Source organism: Microbacterium keratanolyticum, assembly GCF_016907255.1.
GTDB lineage: Bacteria > Actinomycetota > Actinomycetes > Actinomycetales > Microbacteriaceae > Microbacterium > Microbacterium keratanolyticum.
Map to the genome: position 1 here is coordinate 2,110,445 of NZ_JAFBBQ010000001.1, position 22,280 is coordinate 2,132,724.

General features: G+C 66.2%; 18 protein-coding genes. 13 read left to right on the forward strand and 5 right to left on the reverse strand.

Annotated features, from left to right (window positions below):
* The first annotated feature begins 4 nt into the window (after positions 1–4).
* Complete coding sequence (gene rplQ / locus JOD62_RS10170; RefSeq protein WP_204939168.1) at positions 5–517, forward strand: 50S ribosomal protein L17; 513 nt, start codon at positions 5–7, stop codon at positions 515–517.
* A gap of 337 nt (positions 518–854) precedes the next feature.
* Here rplQ and JOD62_RS10175 read toward each other — a convergent pair whose 3' ends face one another.
* Both JOD62_RS10175 and JOD62_RS10180 read right to left on the reverse strand, forming a co-directional pair.
* A complete protein-coding gene (locus JOD62_RS10175) occupies positions 855–2,321 on the reverse strand; it encodes a hypothetical protein (protein ID WP_204939169.1) in 1,467 nt (488 codons plus the stop codon).
* Positions 2,318–3,118, reverse strand: a complete 801-nt coding sequence (locus JOD62_RS10180; RefSeq protein WP_204939170.1) for a glycosyltransferase family 2 protein — start codon at positions 3,116–3,118, stop codon at positions 2,318–2,320. Before JOD62_RS10180 ends, JOD62_RS10175 begins: the two co-directional genes overlap by 4 nt.
* Before the next feature lie 80 nt (positions 3,119–3,198).
* On the opposite strand from JOD62_RS10180, the gene JOD62_RS10185 reads away from it, so the two are divergent.
* Positions 3,199–3,684 (forward strand): GtrA family protein, encoded by a 486-nt coding sequence (locus tag JOD62_RS10185; RefSeq protein WP_204939171.1) that lies wholly within the window; start codon positions 3,199–3,201, stop codon positions 3,682–3,684.
* Here the strand turns inward: JOD62_RS10185 and JOD62_RS10190 are convergent.
* Entirely contained in the window at positions 3,669–5,591 is a 1,923-nt protein-coding gene (locus JOD62_RS10190) for an acyltransferase family protein (protein ID WP_239526629.1), read from the reverse strand. The genes JOD62_RS10185 and JOD62_RS10190 overlap by 16 nt on opposite strands.
* A gap of 142 nt (positions 5,592–5,733) precedes the next feature.
* Here JOD62_RS10190 and truA point away from each other — a divergent pair, with 142 nt between their 5' ends.
* From truA to JOD62_RS10240, 10 genes are all read left to right on the forward strand, one after another.
* The gene (truA, locus tag JOD62_RS10195) at positions 5,734–6,582 is read left to right on the forward strand and encodes a tRNA pseudouridine(38-40) synthase TruA (protein ID WP_204939172.1); all 849 of its coding nucleotides are present in this window, start codon (positions 5,734–5,736) and stop codon (positions 6,580–6,582) included.
* A gap of 86 nt (positions 6,583–6,668) precedes the next feature.
* Positions 6,669–7,337: an endonuclease/exonuclease/phosphatase family protein gene (locus tag JOD62_RS10200; RefSeq protein ID WP_204939173.1), complete on the forward strand. Its 669-nt coding sequence runs from the start codon at positions 6,669–6,671 to the stop codon at positions 7,335–7,337.
* A gap of 153 nt (positions 7,338–7,490) precedes the next feature.
* Positions 7,491–9,341, forward strand: coding sequence for a polysaccharide biosynthesis protein (locus JOD62_RS10205; protein ID WP_204939174.1), 1,851 nt, complete (start codon positions 7,491–7,493; stop codon positions 9,339–9,341).
* 14 nt (positions 9,342–9,355) lie between these two features.
* Positions 9,356–10,471: a DegT/DnrJ/EryC1/StrS family aminotransferase gene (locus JOD62_RS10210; RefSeq protein WP_239526631.1), complete on the forward strand. Its 1,116-nt coding sequence runs from the start codon at positions 9,356–9,358 to the stop codon at positions 10,469–10,471.
* Positions 10,461–11,087: a sugar transferase gene (locus JOD62_RS10215; protein WP_307818795.1), complete on the forward strand. Its 627-nt coding sequence runs from the start codon at positions 10,461–10,463 to the stop codon at positions 11,085–11,087. Before JOD62_RS10210 ends, JOD62_RS10215 begins: the two co-directional genes overlap by 11 nt.
* Positions 11,080–11,766 carry an acetyltransferase gene (locus tag JOD62_RS10220; protein WP_204939176.1) on the forward strand — a complete coding sequence of 229 codons (687 nt, stop codon included), beginning with the start codon at positions 11,080–11,082 and terminating at the stop codon, positions 11,764–11,766. Before JOD62_RS10215 ends, JOD62_RS10220 begins: the two co-directional genes overlap by 8 nt.
* Entirely contained in the window at positions 11,766–12,935 is a 1,170-nt protein-coding gene (locus JOD62_RS10225) for a glycosyltransferase family 4 protein (RefSeq protein ID WP_204939177.1), read from the forward strand. Before JOD62_RS10220 ends, JOD62_RS10225 begins: the two co-directional genes overlap by 1 nt.
* Positions 12,936–13,010: 75 nt before the next feature.
* On the forward strand, positions 13,011–14,828 hold the full coding sequence (locus JOD62_RS10230) for a hypothetical protein (protein ID WP_204939178.1): 1,818 nt from the start codon (positions 13,011–13,013) through the stop codon (positions 14,826–14,828).
* Positions 14,821–16,071 carry a glycosyltransferase family 4 protein gene (locus JOD62_RS10235; RefSeq protein WP_204939179.1) on the forward strand — a complete coding sequence of 417 codons (1,251 nt, stop codon included), beginning with the start codon at positions 14,821–14,823 and terminating at the stop codon, positions 16,069–16,071. Before JOD62_RS10230 ends, JOD62_RS10235 begins: the two co-directional genes overlap by 8 nt.
* A gap of 23 nt (positions 16,072–16,094) precedes the next feature.
* Positions 16,095–17,378, forward strand: a complete 1,284-nt coding sequence (locus JOD62_RS10240) for a lipopolysaccharide biosynthesis protein (RefSeq protein ID WP_204939180.1) — start codon at positions 16,095–16,097, stop codon at positions 17,376–17,378.
* On the opposite strand, the gene JOD62_RS10245 is transcribed toward JOD62_RS10240, so the two are convergent.
* Positions 17,279–18,688, reverse strand: coding sequence for a hypothetical protein (locus tag JOD62_RS10245; RefSeq protein ID WP_204939181.1), 1,410 nt, complete (start codon positions 18,686–18,688; stop codon positions 17,279–17,281). The genes JOD62_RS10240 and JOD62_RS10245 overlap by 100 nt on opposite strands.
* Positions 18,689–18,761: 73 nt before the next feature.
* Positions 18,762–20,189, reverse strand: coding sequence for a hypothetical protein (locus JOD62_RS10250; RefSeq protein WP_204939182.1), 1,428 nt, complete (start codon positions 20,187–20,189; stop codon positions 18,762–18,764).
* Between the two features lie 153 nt (positions 20,190–20,342).
* On the opposite strand from JOD62_RS10250, the gene JOD62_RS10255 reads away from it, so the two are divergent.
* Positions 20,343–22,277, forward strand: a complete 1,935-nt coding sequence (locus JOD62_RS10255) for a DUF4012 domain-containing protein (protein WP_204939183.1) — start codon at positions 20,343–20,345, stop codon at positions 22,275–22,277.
* Positions 22,278–22,280 lie beyond the last annotated feature (3 nt).

Below are 22,280 nucleotides of genomic sequence, written 5' to 3' on the forward strand. Positions count from 1 at the left end.
CACTATGCCTAAGCCCACCAAGGGTCCCCGTCTCGGAGGCGGCCCCGCACACGAGCGTCTGCTTCTCGCGAACCTCGCGGCAGCCCTCTTCACCAACAAGTCGATCCGCACGACCGAGACCAAGGCCAAGCGCCTTCGTCCGCTGGCCGAGCGTCTCGTCACCTTCGGCAAGCGCGGCGACCTGCACGCGCGTCGTCGTGCCCTGTCGATCCTGCGCAACAAGGAGGCCGTCCACGTCCTCTTCGCCGAGATCGCACCGCTGGTCGCTGAGCGTGAGGGCGGCTACACCCGCATCACGAAGGTCGGCAACCGCAAGGGTGACAACGCCCCCATGGCCGTGATCGAGCTCGTTCTCGAGCCCGTCGCGCCGAAGGCGAAGTCGGCCAAGAAGGCTGCTCCGGCTGCCAAGGCTCCCAAGGCTGAGGTCGTCGAAGAGGCTCCGGCGGAAGAGGTCGTCGAGGCGCCGGTCGAGGAGACCGCTGCTGCGGAGGCACCCGCCGAGGAGAAGGCTGAGTAATACTCACCACCTCGTCACGAAGCCCGTCACCCCATTCCGGGGTGGCGGGCTTCGTCGTTTCTCGAGTGCGGCGCGCTGAGGCGCAGTGCCGAGGCGCCGTGCGTTGTGGGCCGCGCACTGTAGGGCCTTGCGCTGTTGGGCCTTGCGCTGTTGGGCCGCGCGCTGTGAGCCGCATTGCGGAGGAGATCTGCACTTCGGAGGATGGAGGGGAGCGCGATCGTCCTCCGAAGTGCGGATCTCCTACGAAATGAGCGCGGAGCGGGACACGGTCCCGCTAGGCGAGCGCGCCACGGTCCCCGCCGGGGGAGCGCATTACGGGCACCGCCGGGGGAGCGCGCTACGGTCGGCAGATGCGGTAGGTGCCGCTGTCGGCGAGCGCCTCGTTCGAGCATTCACCGCCCGTGACCTGTGGGACGCCCTGCATGGCGGGAGCGTCGAACATCCCGACATGTGCCCCGGTGAGGACGATGATCGGCACGGCGGCGCCCCAGGGTGCCGCGGCCAGCCAGGTGACCCTGTAGTCGTCCACCCATGCCGCCAGGGGGGCCGCCGCGGCACGCTGCGTGTGCAGAGTCTCCCAACCAGGATTGAGCGCGCTCACGGTGTGCGCTGCGGAGCCGATGCCGAGAACGGCGATGAGCGCCGTGGCAGTCGCGGCGCTGAGCGCGCGCAGCGGCAACGATCCCTTCCAGAGGAACTGCATGCCCCGAACTGTGAAAGCCGCGAGCAACGGCGCGAACGAGAACACTCCCGGTGCGGGATGGCGCACCCACAGCGGCGTGTGCGCGGCCTGTGCCCACCAGCCGACGAACGCGAGGAAGCCCACGACAGCGGCGAGGCCGAGTGCGAGGTCCTCCGCAGCAGGTTTGGCACCCGTCGTTCGCCAGGTACGCCACGAGCGCGTGCAGGCGACCGCCCCGACAGCGAGTCCGAGCAGGACAGCGGCGAGGACGAGCCACGGCGAGCTGAACCAGGAGTCCGCGAGAACGGTGACCTTCTCTGGAATCGTCGTCGGCGCGACGTTCTGACCGCTGCTGCGCACGAACGAGGCGAGTTCCCGCAGATGCGTGAGGTAGGCGGCGGGGCCGAGGATGACGAAGGCCGCGATCTCCATGAGAAGAGTCGGCAGGCCAGCAAGCACCAGCGGAAGGATGCTGCGCGTCGCCGTTGCTCCGATGCGCTTCCAGCCGCGGCCGGGTGTGAGCGCCCAGAGCGCCACAGCGAAGGCCGGGAGCGCGATCAGAGCGATGAGCTTCGCCTGCAGGGCGAGGCCGAACAGAAGGCCGGCGAGCCAGGCGCGACGAGGCAGAACGATGAACGCCCAGACCAGGAGCGCCGCGGCAGGGATCTCACCGAGCAGATCTGCGGGGCCCTGGATCGGCGAGTTGCTCGCGGCCGTCTGGAACGCGAGCGGCACCGCGATTGCGACCAGTGCGCCCCACCGACCTGCGATGCGACGGCCGAGGATCCAGAGGCCCGCGAGAAGCAGACCCCAGTACAGGAGTGGGATGAGGCGGGCGCCGATGACAGGGTCGATGCCGGTTGCGAGAACGAGCGCGACGGGGAGGAGGACGGACGCTCCCGTGGAAATCCGAGGGTCGAACGGTGTGAGCGTCGAGCCAGACAGCGCGCCGTCGCTCGTGTAGCCGAGGCCCCCGAGCAGATTGCGCGGCACCGTCAGGTTGAAGGCCTCGTCTTCCCAGAGGCGGAACGTGGTGAGACTCTGCCAGCACAGCACCGCGTTCGCGATGACGAGCGCGGCGAGCAGAACCCAGAAGGCCCCTCCGGACAGACGGCGCATCACGGCTTGGCGGCTCCTGCCGGAGCATCCGGAATCAGGTGGATGCCACGCAGCGGCGCGGTCGGGGAGAGGGAAGTGCGCCAGACCTCACCGAGCGCCTCGACGGCGAACGTGCGCAGGCGCGCAGGAGGAAGGGCGATCCGCGGGCCTCGACCCCACATGGTTCCGGTCGTCGACGCGCCGCGACGGGGGATGCTGCGCACACGCACATAACGCACAGTGAAACCGCTGTGCACTTCTGCGAGCGAGAAGTGCACGTGCGGCACCAGCGACTCATCGGGCACCGCCGAGACGAGAGCCTGAGCGACCTCGGGTCGGTACGCTCGCAGCGGGGTGTTCACATCGGGGACGCCGCGACCCGAGGCCAGCGCGACGAGCAGACGAACGCACCCCGTGAGCACCTTCCGGTACCAGGGGTCGGTGCGTCCGCCGCGAACGCCGTGCACGACATCCGCGTCGGAACTGGCGAGTGCGCGCAGCAGAACAGGGAAGTCGGTGCCGAGGAACTGACCGTCGCCATCGACGTGCACCAGGACGTCGGGAGAGAGGGCGAGGCCGGCCCGGTAGGCGGCGAGTGCTGTGGGGCCGTGACCACGATTGACCGCTTGGCGCTCGACCTGCACATCTGTGATGTCCGCAAGCGCTGCGGCGGTGCCGTCGGTGGACTGGTCGTCGGCCACGACGAAGGTCACCCGCTCGACAAGCGGTGTGACGCAGTCTCGGATCTCATCGATGAACCCGGCGATGCCTTCGGCCTCGTTGAAGGCGGGCATCACGACGACAAGATGGGGAATCGACAAACCGGATCCTCAGGATCGAAGGCGGCGGCGCGGGGCGCCCGAACTGCGCAGATTGCACTTCCGAGTAGTCTAGAGGAGTCATGAATCGCCTCACTCAGGTTCGCCGCCTCGCTGGAGTCGGCACCCGCTTTCTCATCGTCGGCGGTCTGAGCACCCTCATCGAGGTGGGCGTCTTCAACCTGCTCGTGTATGTCTTCGGCTGGGATCTCGTCGCCGCGAAGATCACCGCATCGCTTGTCGCACTCGTCAACGCGTACATCGGCAACCGAGAGTGGACGTTCCGCCACCGGGATCGTCGCAGCCGCACGTCGGAGCTGTTCTGGTTCCTGCTCACGAATGCCGTGTGCACGGGGCTTGGTGCCGCGCTCGTCTGGGTGGGCGTGGAAGCGCTCCGGGGCATCCTCGGTCACGCGCCGGGTGCGTTCGCGGTGAATGTCGTGAACCTGTTCAGCATCGGAATCATCGTGCTGGTGCGCTTCGCGCTGTACCACTGGGTGGTCTTCCGCGTGGCGCCGAAGACAGTCGAGACAGTCCAGCCGGCCGAGACGGATCAGCCGGCGAGCTGACGCAGTGCGTCGCGGGCCTCTTCGAGCAGGGAGGCTGCGGCCTTCTCTCGCTTGCGAGCTTCCTGCCGCTCGACCGTGACGTCGCGGATCGCCTGGTCGACGGCATCCGCGAAGAGCTCACCGCCCGCGTCGCCCGGATGCACGAGATCCTCCGCGAGGAGGTCGGGCCGCGGGGCGATCGCTGCCGACCAGTCGGCGACGACGACTCCGACGTGTGCGGCGGCGAACGCGGCGAGCTGTTCGTTCACGCCAGGGATCCAGTCGCGGGGAGCATAGGCGTTCACCAGGATCAGGTCACGCCGGGGGCTGATGCTGGCAGCGATCTGGTCGAGCGCCTCGTCGTCGATGGCCCCGTTGGTCCCGAGGCCCACGACGACGGTCTCACGGAGATCGCCGCCAGAGGCGAGGGCGCTGACGATCTCGGTTCCCGTCCACATCGAGCGCGAGACCTCGGCGTCGACCGCGATGCCGGGGAAGCGTGCCAGCAGCGCGGGCGCGGAGGCGAGCATGACGGAGTCGCCGATCGCGATCATGTCGGAGCCATCCGACGAGGGCGCGGGCGTCGGTGACGGCGCACCGGGCAGGCCTCCGGTCAGGCTCTCTGTCGGAGCCGGGGAAGGCGTCGCCGTTGCCTGCTCGAGCGCCCTCTGGCCCGCACGGATTGTCGCTGCCGCGGATGATTCGGCAGGAGCAGTCGTGATCGACACGACCGTTCCGGCGATCGAGAGAATGATCACGCTGGAGATCGTGAGCGCGGCGAACCGTCGCGCAGGGCGTCCGCCGAAGGCGCGGACGAGACTGCGGATCGAGGCGCGCAGCCCGCGACGACGGATGGGCATCTCGATGAACCGATAGGACAGGGCTGCCAGCACGAGCGTGAGCACGAGCGTCACGGCGGCAGCCGTCGGCGGAACGCGAAGATCGACGCTGCCGCCGCTCGTGGCTGCGACGACGAGTACGAGAACAGGCCAATGCCAGAGGTAGATGCCGTACGACCGATCGCCGATCCACCGCAGCGGGGCGATGTCGAGGCGTATGCCGAAGCGGGCCTGCGGCCAGACCGAGGCCACGACGACCCCGATGGTGCCGAGACTGGCCAGAAGGAGCGAGCCTGGGAACGTAGCGGCATCCGGTGTCTCGGGCAGCAGTGCGGATGTCGCGATGGCCGCGAGCCCGGCGACGCCCAGAACGGCCGCGCTGCGTCGCGCGGCAGGGCGAAGCATCCACTCGTGCTCGATGCGCCCCAGTCCTGTGATGGCGAGTGCAATGCCGAGCAGGATGCCGAACGCATGCGAGTCGGTGCCGTAGTACCCGCGCGTGACGTCACCCGCCGCGGCGAGCTGTGCCATCCACCATGCGGAACCGGCGGCCGCGACGAGGGCGAGTGCAATACGGGCCCCGCTGCGTCGAACCATCAGGAGGAGCGGCAGCAGGAGGGGCCAGAGCACATAGAACTGCTCTTCGACCGCCAGCGACCACAGATTGCGGAAGAGCTCCGGGCTGGTCGCAGCGAAGTAGTCGGCACCGGACGTCAGCGAGACCCAGTTGTAGCTGAACGTCGCTGCGCCGAGCACCTGTCTGCCCAGGTCGACCAACACGTCGCCGCCGATGAACCATGCGGCCGTCGCGCAGGTCGTCACGACGAGCCCGAGGGCGGGGAGGAGCCGCCGGGCGCGGCGGGTCCAGAAGTCGACGAGGGATGCGCGCGAACCCAGGCGGCCTGCGGGGGAGGACTGGAGCAGCAGAGACGTGATGAGGAAGCCGCTGACGACGAAGAAGACATCGACGCCGACGAATCCGCTGCGCAGCGGCGAGCCGGGGAACAGGTGATAGATGACGACCAGAGCCACCGCGATCGCCCGGAGCCCATCGAGCCCGGGGTAGCGTGCGGGGCGCAGTGATGGCATGGTTTCGAATGGTTCTCGACGAAGGCGTGCAGCGGCGCGGGGGAGTGCGCAAGGATGCTCCAGTGTACGTCGCGACTCTGAGAGCGATGAGGTGGTGTCTGCGCGCAACATCCGGGATGTGCGTCGCGCGATACCCTGAATCGTGCGCATCCGGCTCGACATCTCCTATGACGGCACCCACTTCCGGGGGTGGGCGCGCCAGCCGCAGTTGCGAACGGTCCAGGGCACGATCGAAGCCGCTCTCGCGCGGATCGTCGGATCGGATGTGCAACTCGTCGTCGCCGGTCGCACGGATGCCGGCGTGCACGCGAGCGGCCAGGTCGCGCACGTCGATCTGGATGATGCGCAGTGGGAGCGTGTGAAGGCGCGACGCGGCGTCCCGCAGGACAGCGCGGCGGCGGCTCTCGCCGGCCGCCTGCGCGGAGTGCTCGGCGCGTACTCGGATGTGGCTGTGCGGGCGTCGTCGGAGGCCCCGGCGGGTTTCGACGCCCGCTTCTCAGCCGTCTGGCGTCGCTATGAATATCGGCTCGCCGATGATGTGGCGGGCTACGATCCCCTCGCGCGGCACAACACGACGTCGGTCAAGGGCGCGTTGGATGTCGAAGCGATGGATGCCGCGGCGCAGAGCCTCATCGGACTGCACGACTTCGCCGCGTACTGCAAAGCGCGCGAGGAGGCGACCACGATCCGCACTCTCCTCGATTACCGCTGGCGCCGCGACGAGCGCGGTGTGCTCGTCGCCCACGTGAAGGCAGATGCCTTCTGCCACAGCATGGTGCGCGCTCTCGTCGGCGCATGCGCCGCGGTGGGCGAGGGACGCCTGAAGGTTGCGGATGTCGCAGTCCTGCGCGACCGACTTGAGCGGACGAGCGAGTTCAAGGTGCTCGCCGCCCGCGGGCTCACCCTGAGCGAGGTGGGATATCCGGATGCGTCGCTGCTCGCCCAGCGTGCCGAGCAGACCCGCGCACGCCGCGATCTGGGCGCAGACTGACCATCACCGTCGGTGCGAAAGCACAGCGACACGAAAAGTCGCAACCCCCTTCTCCGGGGTGTCAACCGGAGTAGCGTGGGTGGCAAATGAAGGTCATCTCGTACAACCTGCGAAAGCACAAGGCAGCCGACGAGCTCGCAGCTCTCGTCGAACAACACGACCCCGATCTGCTCTGCCTTCAGGAATGCCTCACGACCAGCCTGCCCGAGCGGATCGGCTCGCTGCAGCTCGTGGATGCGACGCAGGGAAACCGCTTGGGTCTCGCACTGTACTCGCGGACCGCGATGTTCCACGTCGACGACGTCCGCACCGTCGGATTGAAGAAATCACTGCACGACCGGGTCCTGAGGCCTGCCCACGAGCGGGTGCTGGGCGCGCGACTGCGGGACATCGATTCAGGGCGAGCGTTCGTCGTGGCATCTTTCCACGCGGCACCCCTCACGGCGCTCAATTCGCTGCGTCGCCATCAGATCCGCGCAGCCCTCGATGCGCTCGCCGAGTTGGGCACAGGTCTGCCGATCCTCATGATGGGCGACTACAACTATCCGGTCTTCAAGGAAAACCTGAGTCAGAACATCAGTCGGCATGGATATGCGATGACGCTCAGTGACGACCACACCTACACGCGCTACCGCGTGTTCCGCGGTCACTACGATTTCGCGACATCCACCGGATTCCGCATCGACAGGATGCAGACCCTGCCGCAGGGTGTGAGCGACCACCGTCCGGTCGTCGTCGAAGCCGAGCTCGACTGAGCGCCGGAGAGCGCTTTCAGTAAACCGCTTCACGCTGCGCAGATGGGCGGAGGAGTTATGCGATGCTGGATACCGAAGTCGTGTGGGGGAACCGTCGCGTTGGCACGAGGTGCCGCATCCTCGCTTCGCGACGCATCGGAGGATATATAGGTCATGGAGGCACCAGCCACCCATTTGGAGACGCCCGTTTCCAGCGCACAGAAGCAACGCCGCTTCTGGGCGTCGATCGTCGACGGCTCTGCGTGGGTGCTCGGGATCGTCGCGGCCGTCGGATTGCGCTTCGAGTTCGTCATGACGCCAACCGGATGGGCCGCAGCGCTGCTGCTCGGCGCCGCGGCCGGACTCTTCCAGATCATCGGCGGATATGCGATCGCGCTGTATCGCGGTCGCTTCACCTACGGTTCCTTCGACGAGGTGCGAGCGCTGGGACTCTGGGTCATCTTCGAAGTGCTGCTGCTGTCTGTCGGTGTGATCATCCTCGGCAACACCATCGGGATTCCCCGCGGCACGGTCTTCCTGGCCTTCCCCTTCGTGCTGCTGATCATGTTCGGCGTCCGCTACGTCGCGCGACTCATGCTGGAGCGGCTGCGTAAGCCGGGTGCGGATGCGGAGCCTGCACTGATCGTGGGGGCGGGGTACGTCGGCGACACTCTGCTGCACAACATCACGACCGACCCCTCCTCTCCGATCCGCGCCGTCGGAATCCTCGACGACGACATCTCAAAGAAGCGCCTTCGCCTGCGTGGTGTGCCGGTCATCGGCCGCACGCGTGACATCGCGAAAGCCGCGGCGAGCACCGGCGCCACGACCCTGGTGATCGCGATCGGCGGCGCCGACGCCGCGCTGATCCGACGGCTGACCGATGCCGCGGACGCGGCAGGACTTCGCACCTCCGTGACGCCGTCGCTCGTGAACCTCATGTCGGGCGCGCAGGCTGCGACCGATCTGCGCGATGTGAGCATCGAAGACCTCATCGGGCGGCACCCCGTCGACACCAACGTCGAGCTCATCGCCGGCTACATCACCGGCAAGCGCGTGATGGTCACCGGCGCCGGCGGTTCGATCGGATCCGAGCTGTGCCGCCAGCTGTCGAAGTTCGGCCCCGCAGAGCTCATGATGCTCGACCGTGACGAGACCGGCCTGCAGCTTGCGCAGATCGGCACCGCGGGCCATGGGCTCCTCGACACCAACGACGTCGTGCTCGCAGACATCCGGGAAGAGGCGACGCTGCAGGAGATCTTCGCTGAGCGGCGCCCGCAGGTGGTCTTCCACGCCGCGGCCCTCAAGCATCTGCCCATGCTCGAGCAGTACCCGGATGAAGCCTGGAAGACGAACGTGCTGGGCACGCTCAACGTGCTGAAGGCCGCCCAGTCGGTGGGCGTCACGACCTTCGTGAACATCTCCACGGACAAGGCCGCGAACCCGACGAGTGTGCTCGGACACTCGAAGCGCGTCGCCGAGAAGCTGACGGCATGGATGGGCGAGCAGACCGGCATGCGCTACCTCTCGGTGCGCTTCGGCAACGTGATCGGCAGCCGCGGCTCGATGCTGCCCACCTTCCGCGCCCTGATCGATGCCGGCGGCCCGATCACGGTGACGCACCCGGACGTCACCCGCTACTTCATGACGATCCCCGAGGCCTGCCAGTTGGTCATCCAGGCCGGCGGAATCGGCCGCCCCGGCGAGATCCTGATCCTCGACATGGGGGAGCCCGTCTCGATTCTCGACGTGGCCAAGCGCATGATCGCGATGTCGGGCAAGACGATCGAGATCGTGTTCACCGGCCTGCGTCCCGGCGAGAAGCTGCATGAGGTGCTCGTCGGAGATCGGGAAGACCTCGAGCGACCGTTCCATCCGAAGGTGTCGCACACGACCGCGGACTCGATTTCTCCCGAGCGTCTGGACAAGGCTGGCTGGGAGGCGCGGATGTTGGCCACCCCGCGCGACAACGAGACGGCGATCATCGAACGCATCGACGCCACACCCGGAGAACGCACCTCGTGAACGAACGCATCCACATGTCCTCACCCGATGTCGGCGTGCGCGAGGAAGAGGCCGTCCTCGGCGCGATGCGGTCCGGGTGGATCGCTCCGCTGGGACCCGACGTGGATGCCTTCGAGCAGGAGCTCGCAGAACGAGTCGGCGTTGCGCACGCGGTCGCGCTGAGTTCGGGAACGGCCGCCCTGCACCTCGGGCTGCTCGCGCTGGGCGTAGGCCGCGGCGACATCGTCGTCACGTCGACCATGACGTTCGCGGCGACGACCAATGCGATCGTCTACACCGGGGCGGAGCCTTTCTTCGTCGACGCTGAAGTCACGACGGGCAACATGGATCCTGCACTTCTGCGTAAGGCGCTGGAGTCGCTGCAGTCGGCAGGAGAGAAGGTCGCCGCCATCGTGCCCGTGGATCTTCTTGGGAAGACGATCGACTACACGAGCATTCTCGCGATCGCCGAAGAGTTCGGCGTGCCGGTGCTGTCCGATGCGGCCGAGTCCCTGGGAGCGACGCACGCAGGCCGCGCTGCAGGCAGCTTCGGACGTGCCTCCGCCGTCTCCTTCAACGGCAACAAGATCATGACCACCTCCGGTGGGGGAATGCTCCTCACCGACGATGCCGACATCGCGCAGCGCACCCGGTACCTCGCGACGCAGGCGCGTCAGCCGGTGGTGCACTACGAGCACACGGACGTCGGGTACAACTACCGCATGAGCAACCTGCTCGCGGCGCTCGGTCGTGCTCAGCTTTCGCGCCTCGATGAGATGATCGGCCGGCGTCGCGAGATGCGACAGCTGTACAAAGACCTGTTCGCCGCGGTCGACGGCGTCGAGATCTTCGGTGCGGCAGGCGATGAGAGCGACAACGTGTGGCTCACCTCGATCGTGGTCGATGAAGAAGTGTCCGGCTGGGCGTCGGCCGACCTCGCAGCGGCCCTCGCCGCACAGAACATCGAGAGCCGCCCGCTCTGGAAGCCGATGCACCTCCAGCCCGTCTTCGCGCACCATCGGGGCGTCATCTCGGGGGCATCCGAGGCGCTTTTCGCACGGGGGCTCACGCTTCCGAGCGGATCTGCTCTCGTGCCCGCCCAGCGCGAGCGGGTCACTGATGCCATCGACGAGTTCCTCCGTGCCCGCTGACATGAGAAGCCGGCCGTACGATGTGCTCAAGCGTGCGCTCGATGTGCTCGCGGCGCTGATCGGTCTCATCCTGCTGTCACCGGTGATGCTCGTCACGGCGATCCTTGTGGCGGCGCGGCTCGGTCGTCCCGTCGTCTTCGCCCAGCCCCGTCCGGGCAGGGGCGACCGCATCTTCACCCTCTACAAGTTCCGGTCCATGCGCGCTGTGGATGAGTCCCGTGGGTGGGTGAGTGACGCGCAGCGACTGACCCCGTTCGGGCGCCGACTGCGCTCCACCAGCCTGGACGAGCTCCCCTCCCTGTGGAACGTGCTCCGCGGAGACATGAGCGTGGTCGGGCCGCGCCCGCTTCTCGTGGAGTATCTGGATCGTTACACACCTACGCAGGCGCGCCGACACGAGGTGCGCCCTGGGGTTACCGGTCTTGCACAGGTGAACGGTCGCAATGCACTCGGGTGGGAGGAGAAGTTCGCGCTCGATGTCGAGTACGTCGAGCGGCGCTCGCTGGCGTTGGATGCCCGGATTCTCTGGGACACGGTGCGGTCGGTGATCGCCCGCGAGGGCATCAGCCAGGATGGCCAGGCGACCGTTGAGAAGTTCGGGGGATCCCATGGCTGAGCCGCTCATCATCATCGGCGCCGGGGGCTTCGGCCGCGAGACCCTCGACGTGGTCGAGGCGATCAACGCCGCGGCGGATCAGCCGGTCTGGGACGTCATCGGCGTGGTCGACGATGCCCCCAGCGAGCGGCACCTCTCCCGTCTGACGGCGCGGGGCTACTCGCACCTGGGAAGCCTCGCCGAGGTGGAGGCTCCTGAGAAGTGCGCGTACATTGTCGCGATCGGATCGCCTGCCGTGCGCTCGCAGATCGCAGAGCGCGTCGACGCCGTCGGCGGCCGATGGGCGACTCTTGTCCACCCCACCGCTGTGGTCGGCTCCCGGCCCTCGCTCGGCGCGGGGACGGTAGTGTGTAGCGGCGTGCTGGTGTCGACGAACGTCCGTCTCGGCGCTCATACGCATCTGAATCCCGGCGCGATCATCGGCCATGATTCCGAGCTGGGGGACTTCGTCTCGGTGAATCCGGGAGCAGTCGTCTCCGGTGAGGTGATCGTGGAGGAGCGCGTGCTGGTCGGCGCGTCGGCGACGATCCTGCAGGGACTCAGGATCGGCACCGATGCCGTGGTCGGCGCAAGCGCGTGTGTGACGCGTGATGTGGCGTCGGGAACGACGGTTGTCGGGGTGCCGGCACGCCCCTTCCATGGGGGCGTCGATACGCAGAATCTGGATGGAGAAGAGTGATGAGTAGACCCGAGCGTGGGCAGGAGGGGCTGAATCTTCATATCTACCCGTCGACGCTCGAAGGGGCGAGCCGTCTGCGCAAGATCTCGAGCAGCGTGCAGCGCGAGAGCGCGTTCTCTGAGACGCACGTCGTCGGAATGCGTCGCGGAGATCTGCCGACGGAGGAGCAGGTCGCACCGGATGTGCGCTTCATCCGGCTCGCGGGCACCAAGCGCACGGGCAACCTTGGTCGGATCCTCAAGACTCTGCTCTGGCAGCCTCGTGTGTTCCTGACCTATAGGCGACAGAACGTCGCCGTCGTCGCCGCGCACAGCGTGTGGGTGCTGCCGATGTGTGCAGCGCTCGCGTCATCGACCGGGGCAGCTCTGGTCTACAACCCGCACGAACTCGAGACCGAGACTGTGGCGATGCGCGGACTCAAGCGCTGGGTGGCTCAGCGGATCGAGCGCCGGCTCGTTCGGAAAGCCAGCGTCGTCACAACCGTGAACGGCTCTATCGCGCAGTGGTACGCGGATGCATACGACATCCCGACCCCGATCGCGGTCACGAACATTCCTGAGGACGACGGCTCAACGACCGACCTGCGCGCGGATCTCGGCATTCCCGAAGACGCGCTGCTCTTCGTCCACACAGGGAACCTCGCCCCCGGACGCAACATTCCGCTGCTGCTTGAGGCGTTCCCCGATCGTCCTGACCGCCATCTTGTCTTCGTCGGGGATGGGCCCCTCAAGGGGCTCGTCACGGAGGCGGCCGCGCGGCAGCGCAACATCCATCAGGTTCCGCCTGTGGGCCCCTTCTCGGTCGTCGGTGCGATGCGCAGCGCGGATGTCGGCGTCAGCCTCATGGAAGGCGACAGCCTTTCCCAGCAGTACTGCTCTCCGAACAAGTTCTACGAGTCGCTGTGCGCGGGCGTGCCTCCGCTGGCGACCAAGCTGGTCGAGCTGCGTCGGGTCCTCGGCCCGCACGCGGATCGCTGGACTGTCGCGCCGGAGATTGATGCCCTCCGAGCCTGGATCGACGAGATCACCCGTGAGGACATCGCGCAATTCCGTGCGACGCCGCCTGTGGTTGGAAGCTGGGACGATCAGGTGGCCCCGATGGTGCGGCGGTACCAAGAACTGGCCCTTGAGCGGGGCAACGCGCGAGCACGACAGCGCGTATCGAACTGAGCGAACAGGCGCTGTGTCCGTGGGACCGCGCCTCTTACGAACGAATCCTCGGCAAAGAGGAGTTAGGAGCAGCCCGTGTGCGGAATCTTCGGGATCTGGGCGAACGATGAGGTCCCGCAGCGTGATCTGCAGAGCCTGCTGAATCACGCTGAGCAGCGCGGTCGGGACTCAAGCGGTCTCGTCGTGTTCCGTGACGGCGCATACGGGGTGCATCGAGCGGACCTGCGCATTCGCAAGCTCGCGAACCGCACCGACACGACGCGCGCGACCTTCGTCATCGGGCACAGTCGATTGGTCACCAACGGCACGGAAGACAATCAGCCGGTGATGCGCGATGGCTTGATCGCGTTGCACAACGGGATTGTGACCAATCACGAAGAGATGTGGACCGATCTGGAGGCAGAGCGCCGGCAGACGATCGACACTGAGATCATTCCTGCGTACATCGCTGAGCATGTCGCCGCCGGAAACAGCCTCGAGAAAGCCGCGTCGGCGTTCCTGGAGCACGCACAGGGGATCGTCGCCAGCGTGGTTCTCGACCCGGTGGCGGGCACCGTGGTGCTGTTCTCGAACAACGGCAGCCTGTACCACGGTGTTCACGGCGGCAACCACGTCATCTCCTCTGAGCTCTACCCGCTGCGCGAAATGGGCGCCGAGGACATCCAGCAGGTGCGCGAGCCGGTGTCTTTCGCTGTCGCGGCGACGCCCGTGGCGCCGACCGTCAAGGAGCACGCATCGCGGACGGTCAACCTCGTTCCGCAACTGATCCTGAGCTCATCCGAGGAATCCCTTCTGGAGTACCGTCAGCTCGATCTTCGACGGTGCACGAAGTGCGTGCTTCCCGAGACGATGCCCTTCATCAGCTTCGATGCCGACGGCGTGTGCAACTACTGTCTCAACTACCGTCCGCGCAACAAGCCGCGCGACAAGGCGGAGCTCTTCGAGCTGGTCGAGAAGTACCGCCGCCCCGGCCAGGACGATGCCCTCGTGCCGTTCTCGGGAGGCCGCGACAGCTGCTACGCGCTGCACCTCATCGTCAACGAACTCGGCATGCGCCCCATCACGTACACCTACGACTGGGGAATGATCACCGATGTGGGGCGCCGGAACCTCAGCAAGATGTCGGCGGAACTCGGCGTGGAGAACATCATCGTCGCCGCAGACATCACGAAGAAGCGCGCGCACATCACCAAGAACCTCGCAGCATGGCTGAAGGCTCCCGATCTCGGAATGCTGAGCATCCTGACCGCCGGGGACAAGCACTTCTTCCGCTACATCGAGACGATAAAGAAGCAGACCGGCATCGATCTCAACCTCTGGGGTATCAACCCACTCGAGGTGACGCACTTCAAGGCCGGGTTCCTCGGCGTTCCGCCGGACTTCGTGGAGGAGCGGGTGTACTCGCACGGGGCGATGAAGCAGCTGCGTTACCAGCGTCTGCGTTTCGGCGCGATGATGAAGAGCCCCGGGTACTTCAACAGCTCGCTCTGGGACACGCTGTCCGGCGAGTACTACCGCAGCTTCACGACCAAGAACGACTACTACCACGTCTTCGACTACTGGCGTTGGGATGAGCAGGAGATCGACAACACCCTGCTCAACCAGTACGGGTGGGAGAAGGCCGTGGATACCTCCACCACCTGGCGCATCGGCGACGGCACGGCGGCGTTCTACAACTACGCGTACTACACACTGGCGGGCTTCACCGAGCACGACACCTTCCGCAGCAACCAGGTGCGCGAAGGCGACCTCACTCGCGACGAGGCGCTACGGCTCGTCGAGGAGGAGAACGCTCCGCGCTACCCGAACCTCAAGTGGTATCTGGATGTCCTCGGGTTCGATTTCCCCACGGTCGTGCGTGCGATCAACTCGGCGAAGCGCGTCTATGGCTGAGGCATCCGCGTCGAAGACGATCTGGTACATCGCGAAGTACATCGCGCCTCCCGGGCCATCCACCGTGGGCAGCCGGGGTTACCAGCTCATGCGCGCGCTTGTCGCGAGAGGTGATCAGGTGGCGCTCATCACCTCGGATTCGAACCACCTCGCCGTGGTCCCGGAGATGGCGACTGCACACCAGGTGCAGCACGTCGACGGACTTCAGGTGCACTGGGTGCGCACGCTCAAGTTCTCCGGAGCGAAGTCGATTCGTCGGATTCTCAGTTGGCTGCACTTCGAGTGGCGTCTGCTGTTCGTGCCGTGGAAAGAGCTTCCGCGTCCTGATGCGATCATCGTGAGCAGCCTTTCCCTGCTCACGATCCTCAACGGAATCCGCCTACGACGACGCTACGGCGCCACGCTCGTCTTCGAGATCCGCGACATCTGGCCGCTCACCCTCGTAGAAGAGGGAGGCTTCTCTCCGCGGAACCCGCTGGTCAGGGCGCTGGGAGCCGTCGAACGCCGGGGCTATGCGCGCGCCGACGTGATCGTGGGAACGATGCCGAACCTGGGCGCCCACGTCGAGCAGGTTCTGGGCCGCCCCGCGCGCGTTGAATGCGTGCCGATGGGATACAACGCTGCAGAGCTCGAGGAGGCAGGCGACCTACCGATCGAGTACCGTGATGCCGGGGTTCCCGAGGGCAAGTTCCTCATCGGATACGCCGGATCGATCGGAATCTCGAACGCTTTGGACACGTTCTTCGAGTGCGTCGAAGCCATGGTCGATGAGCCGGATGTGCATTTCGTCGTCGTCGGCGATGGCGGTCTCCGTGCCTCGTATGAGCAGAAGTACGGTCAGCTTCCCAACGTGACCTTTGTGGGACGCGTACCGAAGGCAGCCGTGCAGAGCGTGCTGGCGGAGTTCGACGTGCTCTACTTCGCAGCACACCGCTCGCGTGTGTGGGACTACGGACAGTCCCTCAACAAGCTGATCGACTACATGCTCTCGGGCAAGCCGGTGCTGGCGTCGTACTCCGGGTTCCCGTCGATGATCAACGAGGCGGACTCGGGCGTGTACGTCGAGGCAGGTGACGCGATCGCACTCGCTGCGGAGATGCGCCGCCTGGCGAAGACCGCTCCGGAAGAGCTGCACGCGATGGGGCAGCGGGGGGTGCAGTGGCTCCGAGAGAATCGTGAGTACGCGACGCTTGCTGAGGATTATCGGGCGATCATGTTCCCGGAGCAATCCGTCTCGCACTGAGCGAGGCTCGCGAGGAGGCGAGTGTGAAGAACCGAATCGTCCGGGGCATGCTCGCCCTGGTCTCCGGCGCGCTGCTGGGGCAACTGATCCTGGTGTTGGCGACCCCTCTGCTCGCCCGCATCTACGACCCCGCGGCGTTCGGAGCATTCAGTGCATTGGTCGCTGTCTCGTCGATCCTCGGTCCTGTTGCGGCGCTGAAGTTCGATGCAGGAATCGTCCTGCCCGAGAGCGAGGACAAAGCGCGAGGGCTGCTGCGGCTTGCGCTCTGGTCTTCGTTGGGCATCTCCGTGCTCTCGGGACTCCTCGTCGGGGGGCTCTCCCTCACGCCGTTCGGACAAGCCTGGGCGCTCGTCCCCGGTGCCCCCCTCTGGGCAGGTGCTCTGGTGCTGGCAACATCCGTCTTCACGGTACTGGCGCAGGCGGCACTGCGGCGCCAGCGCTACGGCGTCGTGGCCACGCGCGCGCCCTTCCAGTCTGCGGGGACGGTGGTCGGACAGGTCGGGCTTGGTCTCGTCGGTGCGGGAGCAACGGGACTCGTCGGCGGGTTCCTGGTCGGCCGTCTGTTTGGCTTTCTGCCTCTGTACAGGACCGCACGGCCGTTGCTCGCGCGCCCTCAGACGGGCGACTACCGCAGCCTGATCCGGGAGTACCGTCGCCTCCCGTTGATCCTGTCGAGCGCCGCGCTCGTCAACGCCCTGGGCGCCCAGCTGCCGCTGCTGCTGATCGCGGGCCAGTTCGGACAGAGTGATGCCGGCCAGTTCGGTATGGCCCAGCGCCTCATTGCCGTTCCCGCAACACTGCTCGGTGCCTCTGTCGCCCAGCTCTTCGGTGCGGAACTCGCCGCGCTCGTGCGCAACGGTCTTCTCGGGGCGCGCCGCATGTATCTGCAGACCACTCTGCGCCTTGGCGCGGTCGCGGTCGCCGTCGCACTCGCCATCGTGTTCCTGTCGCCCCCTGTTCTCCCCTTCGTGCTCGGCGAGGGATGGGAAGCGACCGTTCCCATCGCTCAGGCCCTCGCGGTCTACGCCGCGGCGAGTCTGGTCGGATCGCCGCTCAGCCAGGTCTATACGATCTATCAGTCACGGGCGACGATCGTGGTCGATGCGCTGCGGGTTGCCTTTGTGGGGGCTGCGTGGATGCTGGTGCTCGCGCAGGGCTGGGGGATGATCCCGGCGGTCTGGGCGCTCTCGATTGCCCAGACCGCCGGCTACGTCGTGCTCTGGGGGTATGGACTGCGTCTGGTTGTCCGCCACGAAGGCCGCGGTTCGACCGCAGGGGGAAGATCCGCCGAGCCTTCTGAGGCGTGATTGGGCGTGGGGCGCGGAAGCAGCGCGAGCAGGACCACCGCGGCGACCAGTCCGTGCGAGAGCATGGAGGTCAGGATCGACGAGTTCGACAGTGATACGGAGGGGATCACTGTGACGAGCCCTACGAGCGTGATGGGAAGGCCAGCGGAGGCCCGATCGATCACCCGCAGGTAGATGAGAAGCACAGCACCGGCTCCGATGATCCCGAGCCACCCGAAGTTCGCGAAGCCATCAGCGAAGAGGTTCGCGTTCGATGACATCGCGGGATCGTTCGCGATCCATGCGCCGATGAGGTACGGCGGTGTCGTCTGGTAGGGGTAGTCGACGAACGGTGCGAGCACTGAGTACCCGAGATGCGCTTGAGGATTCTCGGAGAAGAAGCGCACATACGCGGACGTGAAGACGCCCGGCGTGAGGATGAATCGCCGGGAGAAGAGGGAAGTCGCCAAGTTCGTCGACATCGCCACGTCGATGATCGCCGAGATCACGATGACACCGACGGCCCCGACGAGGATGGAAGCGCCGCGAGGGCCCGTCGCCTTCTTGCGACGCAGAAGAATGAGCATGATCGCCCACGCCAGAACAGCGAAGAGGACATGTTTGAAGCCGGTCGTCGCGTAGAGGACGAGCTGCCCTCCGACGGCTACCGCGATGAGGAGCAGGTTGCGGCGCTGGACGCCGAGAGCGGCGATCAGCGGGTTGATCACGTTGGCCTGCGTCGTGACCAAGTAACCAAGGATTCCGACTTGGCGCACCTCGTCTGCAAAGTCCGAGCGCACGTCGTACACATCGAGGATCGAGAGAAAACGGAAGCTCAGCCCTTGGGTGAAGAACAGCAGCAGGTAGGTGACGGACGACACGATCGCGAGCACGATCCAGAGGCTGGTCGGCGAGACACTGAACTTGAGCGGCTTCGGGTTCGATGACTGTGCAAGGGCGACGACCGCAAAGGTCACGCCGACAGTGATGCCGACTTGAATCGCCGTCGCTTCGTCGAGGTAGGACGTGTACGGGGCCAGGAGTATGGACGGCGCCACAGTCACGGTGTAGAGGATCCACAGCATGATGGACGAGGCCCGGTTCAGTCGACGCGGCAGGGCGAGCGCGACTCCGATCGCCATCAGGACCGACAGCACCACCGAAAGTTCGGTAGGAGCGGAGTAGCGGTATCCCAGATAGCTGTATTGCGGGGAGACCAGCGTCGAATACACCCAATGCAGGGCGAGCGCGTAGGCACACACGAGGGGGGGCAGGACCAGAACCGCGACAACGCGCTCGGAGGTCTTCTTACCCTCTGCGCCGCTGTCCACTCTACGAGCCTATCGGTGCCCGCCGGGGAATCGGGAAGGTCTCCACGACCGGGGAACTCGCTTGGTCGCCAGTTCAGGCCGGGCGTGCGCCGCTGGTTTCGTCGACGGAGTCATGAGCAGCAGCTGGCGCCATGTCGTCCAGAGATCGGGCGTATGAGGGCCTGTCAAGCGCTCGGCGTCGTTTCCGCCAACGGTCGCCGAGCATCTCCACGATGCCGCGTGAACGCGGCCGGGTGACGTCGCGAGGAAGGAACTCCTGTTCCGCGGCTGTCGGCCGGCCCATGAGTGCGAGCGCCAGCCAGGCGGCAACGAGCCCGTGCGAGAGCATGGACGTCAGGATTGATGAGTTCGAGAGCGCGACCGAGGGAATCACGGTCACGAAACCGACCAGGACGATCGGCAGACCCACGGCTGCGCGATCAAGAAGGCGGAGGTAGACGAGGAGAACTGCTCCTGCCCCGATCATCCCGAGGAAGCCGAAGTTTGCGAACCCGTCGGCGAAGAGATTCGCGTTCGATGACATCGCGGGATCGCCAGCGATCCAATCGCCGATGAGGTACGGAGGTGGTACATCGTACGGATAGTCGACAAACGGGGCGAGGACGGAGTACCCGAGATGCGCTTGAGGGTTTTCGGAGAAGAAACCGACGTAGACCGACGTGAACAGGCCCGGTGTGAGGATGAATCGCCGGGAGAAGAGCGACGTCGCGATGTTCGTTGAGATGAGTGCATCGGCGACCGCGGCGACCAGGACCATGGCGCTCGCGCCCCACATGATCAGATTCGCGTGGGTCATCTTGCCGTGCGCGCGCAGAAGAAGGGCCATCACCGCCCACGCCAGAACGGCGAAGAGAACATGCTTGTAGCCCGTCGTCGAGTACAGCACGAGCTGCGCGGCGACGGCGGTCGTTAGGAGAGGCCAGTTACGGCGGGTGAGTCCTACCGCGGCGAGCAACGGGTTGATCACGTTGGCCTGAGCAGTGACCAGGTAGCCCAGGGCGCCGACGCGACGCACCTCGTCGGCGAACTCTGCCCGCACATCGTACACATCGAGAATCGACAGGAAGTTGAGGCGCAGACCCTGAGTGAACAGCAGCAGCGAGTATGTCACGAGAGAGAACACCGCGAGCACGATCCACAGGGTCCGTGGCCGCACGTGGAAGTTCAGCGGTCGAGGGTTCGGCGACTGGGCGAGCGCGACGAGAGCATAGGTCGCGCCGACAACGAATCCGATCTGAATGGCCACACCCTCATCCACGTAGGACGTGTACGGTGCCATGAGAATGGACGGCGCGACAGCGACGGTGAAGAGGATCCACAGGACGATCGACGATGCGCGGTCCAGCCTCCGAGGGAGTGCGAAAGCGACCCCGATGGTGATGAGAACGGAGATCGTCACTGCGACGGGGGAGGGCTCCTCGTATCTGTAGCCCAGGTAGCTGAACTGCGGTGACACGTGGGTCGAGTAGACCCAGTGCAAGAGGAACGCGTAGATGCACACGAGGGGAGGCAAAAGAATAGCCGAGCGGAGGGGCTCGGCCATCAGCGATCTCAGCCGGGGGCGCACCATAACCGAATTCTAGCTGTGCGTACAGGGAGAACCCCGACGGCGCTTCCAGGAGTTGCCGAAGTCGGGCATGGTTGGATGGTGAGTATGGCAGATTCCTTCCCGACCTCGCGCCGTGCGCGACGTGAGCTCGAGATGCGCCTGGCGGCATCCGCCTCGCAACCCTCGCAGCCCGCGCCACCCTCGATGACAGCGTCCGCTGTCGACGAGTCGCAGCCGCAGCGTCCGCGCAAGTCACGGAAGTGGCTCTGGATCGTCATCTCGATCGTCGTGGTCCTCCTCGCGCTCGCCGCGGTCGGCGGGTGGGCGGCGAAGCGCGTCTACGACCAGGCGATGGAAGCCCGCTCGCACCTCCTGGCCGCCATGCCGCACGTGACCGATGTGAAGATCGCCCTCTTCGCCTCCGACATGGAGGCGTCGAAAGCTGCATCCGAGGCCTTCGCTGAAGAAGCGCAGAAAGCCGTCGCGGCAACGGATGACCCGGTGTGGAAGTTCATGGAGTCGGTTCCGATCCCGCTGATGGAGAACCTGCGCGCCGTGCGTGTTGTGACAGAGGTCGCCGATTCTCTCGCCACTGACGTCCTGCAGCCCGCGAGCGGTGTCGATGTGCGTGCACTCGCCCCCGCCGGCGGGGCGATCGACGTCGCCGCGCTCTCTTCGCTCTCCGGACTCGTCAACGACGTCGCCAGCGGCATCGAGACCTCGACGGCTATGATCGACGGCATTGACCGTGCCCCGCTGATCGACCAGGTCGAAGCGGGCGTCAGCGATCTGGAGACTCAGCTCGGCGAGCTGGGGGCACTCATCGGGCCGGCGAAGCAGGTGCTCGGGTTCCTCCCCGATGCGCTGGGTGCGAGCGGCCCACGCAACTATCTCTTCATGTTCCAGGGAAACGCCGAAGTGCGAGCGAGTGGCGGCAGCCCCGGATCCTTCATCCTGCTGCAGGTGGATCAGGGGCGAATCTCGATCCTGCGTGAGGCGGCAAGCACCGAGTTCGCTTTCGAGCTGCCGCAGACCGTTGTTCCTCTGGACGCAGAGACCGATGCGCTCTACTCCGACATCATCGCGCGATGGGTGTCCAACCTCTCTGCGACTCCGGACTTCCCGACCAGCGCCGCGATCGCCCAAGGGTGGTGGTCGACGCTTTACGACGACAGGATCGACGCCGTCGTGTCGATCGATCCGATCGCGCTCGGGTACTTCCTGAAGGCCACCGGACCCTTGGCGCTGCCGACGGGCGGCGAACTCACGAGCGAGAACGCCGCACCGCTGCTGCTCAACGAGGCCTACTTCCTCTACCCGACAGGCGTGGAGTCGAACGAGTTCTTCTCCGCCGCGGCGATGACCGTCTTCGGCGCGCTCACCGGGGGCGCTGCGAAGCCTCTCCCTCTCGCGCAGGCGGCGATCGCCTCGGCTGAGGAGGGGCGGCTCAAGATCTGGAGCGCGGATCCGACGATGGCCGAGGCTCTCGCGGACACTCCGCTGGCGGGGGTTCTGCCCGTCGACAACGTGGATGAGAGTGCGGTCGGTGTCTTCTTCAACGACACGACCGGTTCGAAGATGGACTACTACGTCGACGCGGCCGTTGCCGTCTCGACGGATCAGTGCTCTGCCACCGCCGCGCCGAACTGGACGACCACGGTGACGCTCGCCAACAACGTGACGCCCGAACTCGCCGAGGAACTTCCTCGATACATCACCGGGCCGTATTACACGCCGGGCATCATCGCGACCGACATCATCGTCTACACGCCGGTGGGAGCGACGATCACAGGTGTCACGGTGAACGGCTCCGTCTATCCGATCACGGCGCAGACGCGTCACCTGGGGCGCGACGCCGTGCGCATCAACGTCGAACTCGAACCGCAGACCTCGGCGACCATGCAGGTCACGATGGTCGGAGCCGAGGGCACGACGTCGGCGGACTACGGGGCACCGACCGTTCGTCACACCCCCATGGTGCGACCGACGCCGGTCTCGATCGATGCGCCCGGATGCGCGGTCCCGGCGGCGGAGAACTGACGA

Coding starts and splice junctions, on each gene's coding strand:
- rplQ (WP_204939168.1), top strand. CDS start 5: ATGCCTAAGCCCACCAAGGGTCCCCGTCTCGGAGGCGGCCCCGCACAC.
- JOD62_RS10185 (WP_204939171.1), top strand. CDS start 3,199: ATGAATCGCCTCACTCAGGTTCGCCGCCTCGCTGGAGTCGGCACCCGC.
- JOD62_RS10190 (WP_239526629.1), bottom strand. CDS start 5,591: ATGCCATCACTGCGCCCCGCACGCTACCCCGGGCTCGATGGGCTCCGG.
- JOD62_RS10200 (WP_204939173.1), top strand. CDS start 6,669: ATGAAGGTCATCTCGTACAACCTGCGAAAGCACAAGGCAGCCGACGAG.
- JOD62_RS10205 (WP_204939174.1), top strand. CDS start 7,491: ATGGAGGCACCAGCCACCCATTTGGAGACGCCCGTTTCCAGCGCACAG.
- JOD62_RS10210 (WP_239526631.1), top strand. CDS start 9,356: ATGTCCTCACCCGATGTCGGCGTGCGCGAGGAAGAGGCCGTCCTCGGC.
- JOD62_RS10220 (WP_204939176.1), top strand. CDS start 11,080: ATGGCTGAGCCGCTCATCATCATCGGCGCCGGGGGCTTCGGCCGCGAG.
- JOD62_RS10225 (WP_204939177.1), top strand. CDS start 11,766: ATGAGTAGACCCGAGCGTGGGCAGGAGGGGCTGAATCTTCATATCTAC.
- JOD62_RS10235 (WP_204939179.1), top strand. CDS start 14,821: ATGGCTGAGGCATCCGCGTCGAAGACGATCTGGTACATCGCGAAGTAC.
- JOD62_RS10255 (WP_204939183.1), top strand. CDS start 20,343: ATGGCAGATTCCTTCCCGACCTCGCGCCGTGCGCGACGTGAGCTCGAG.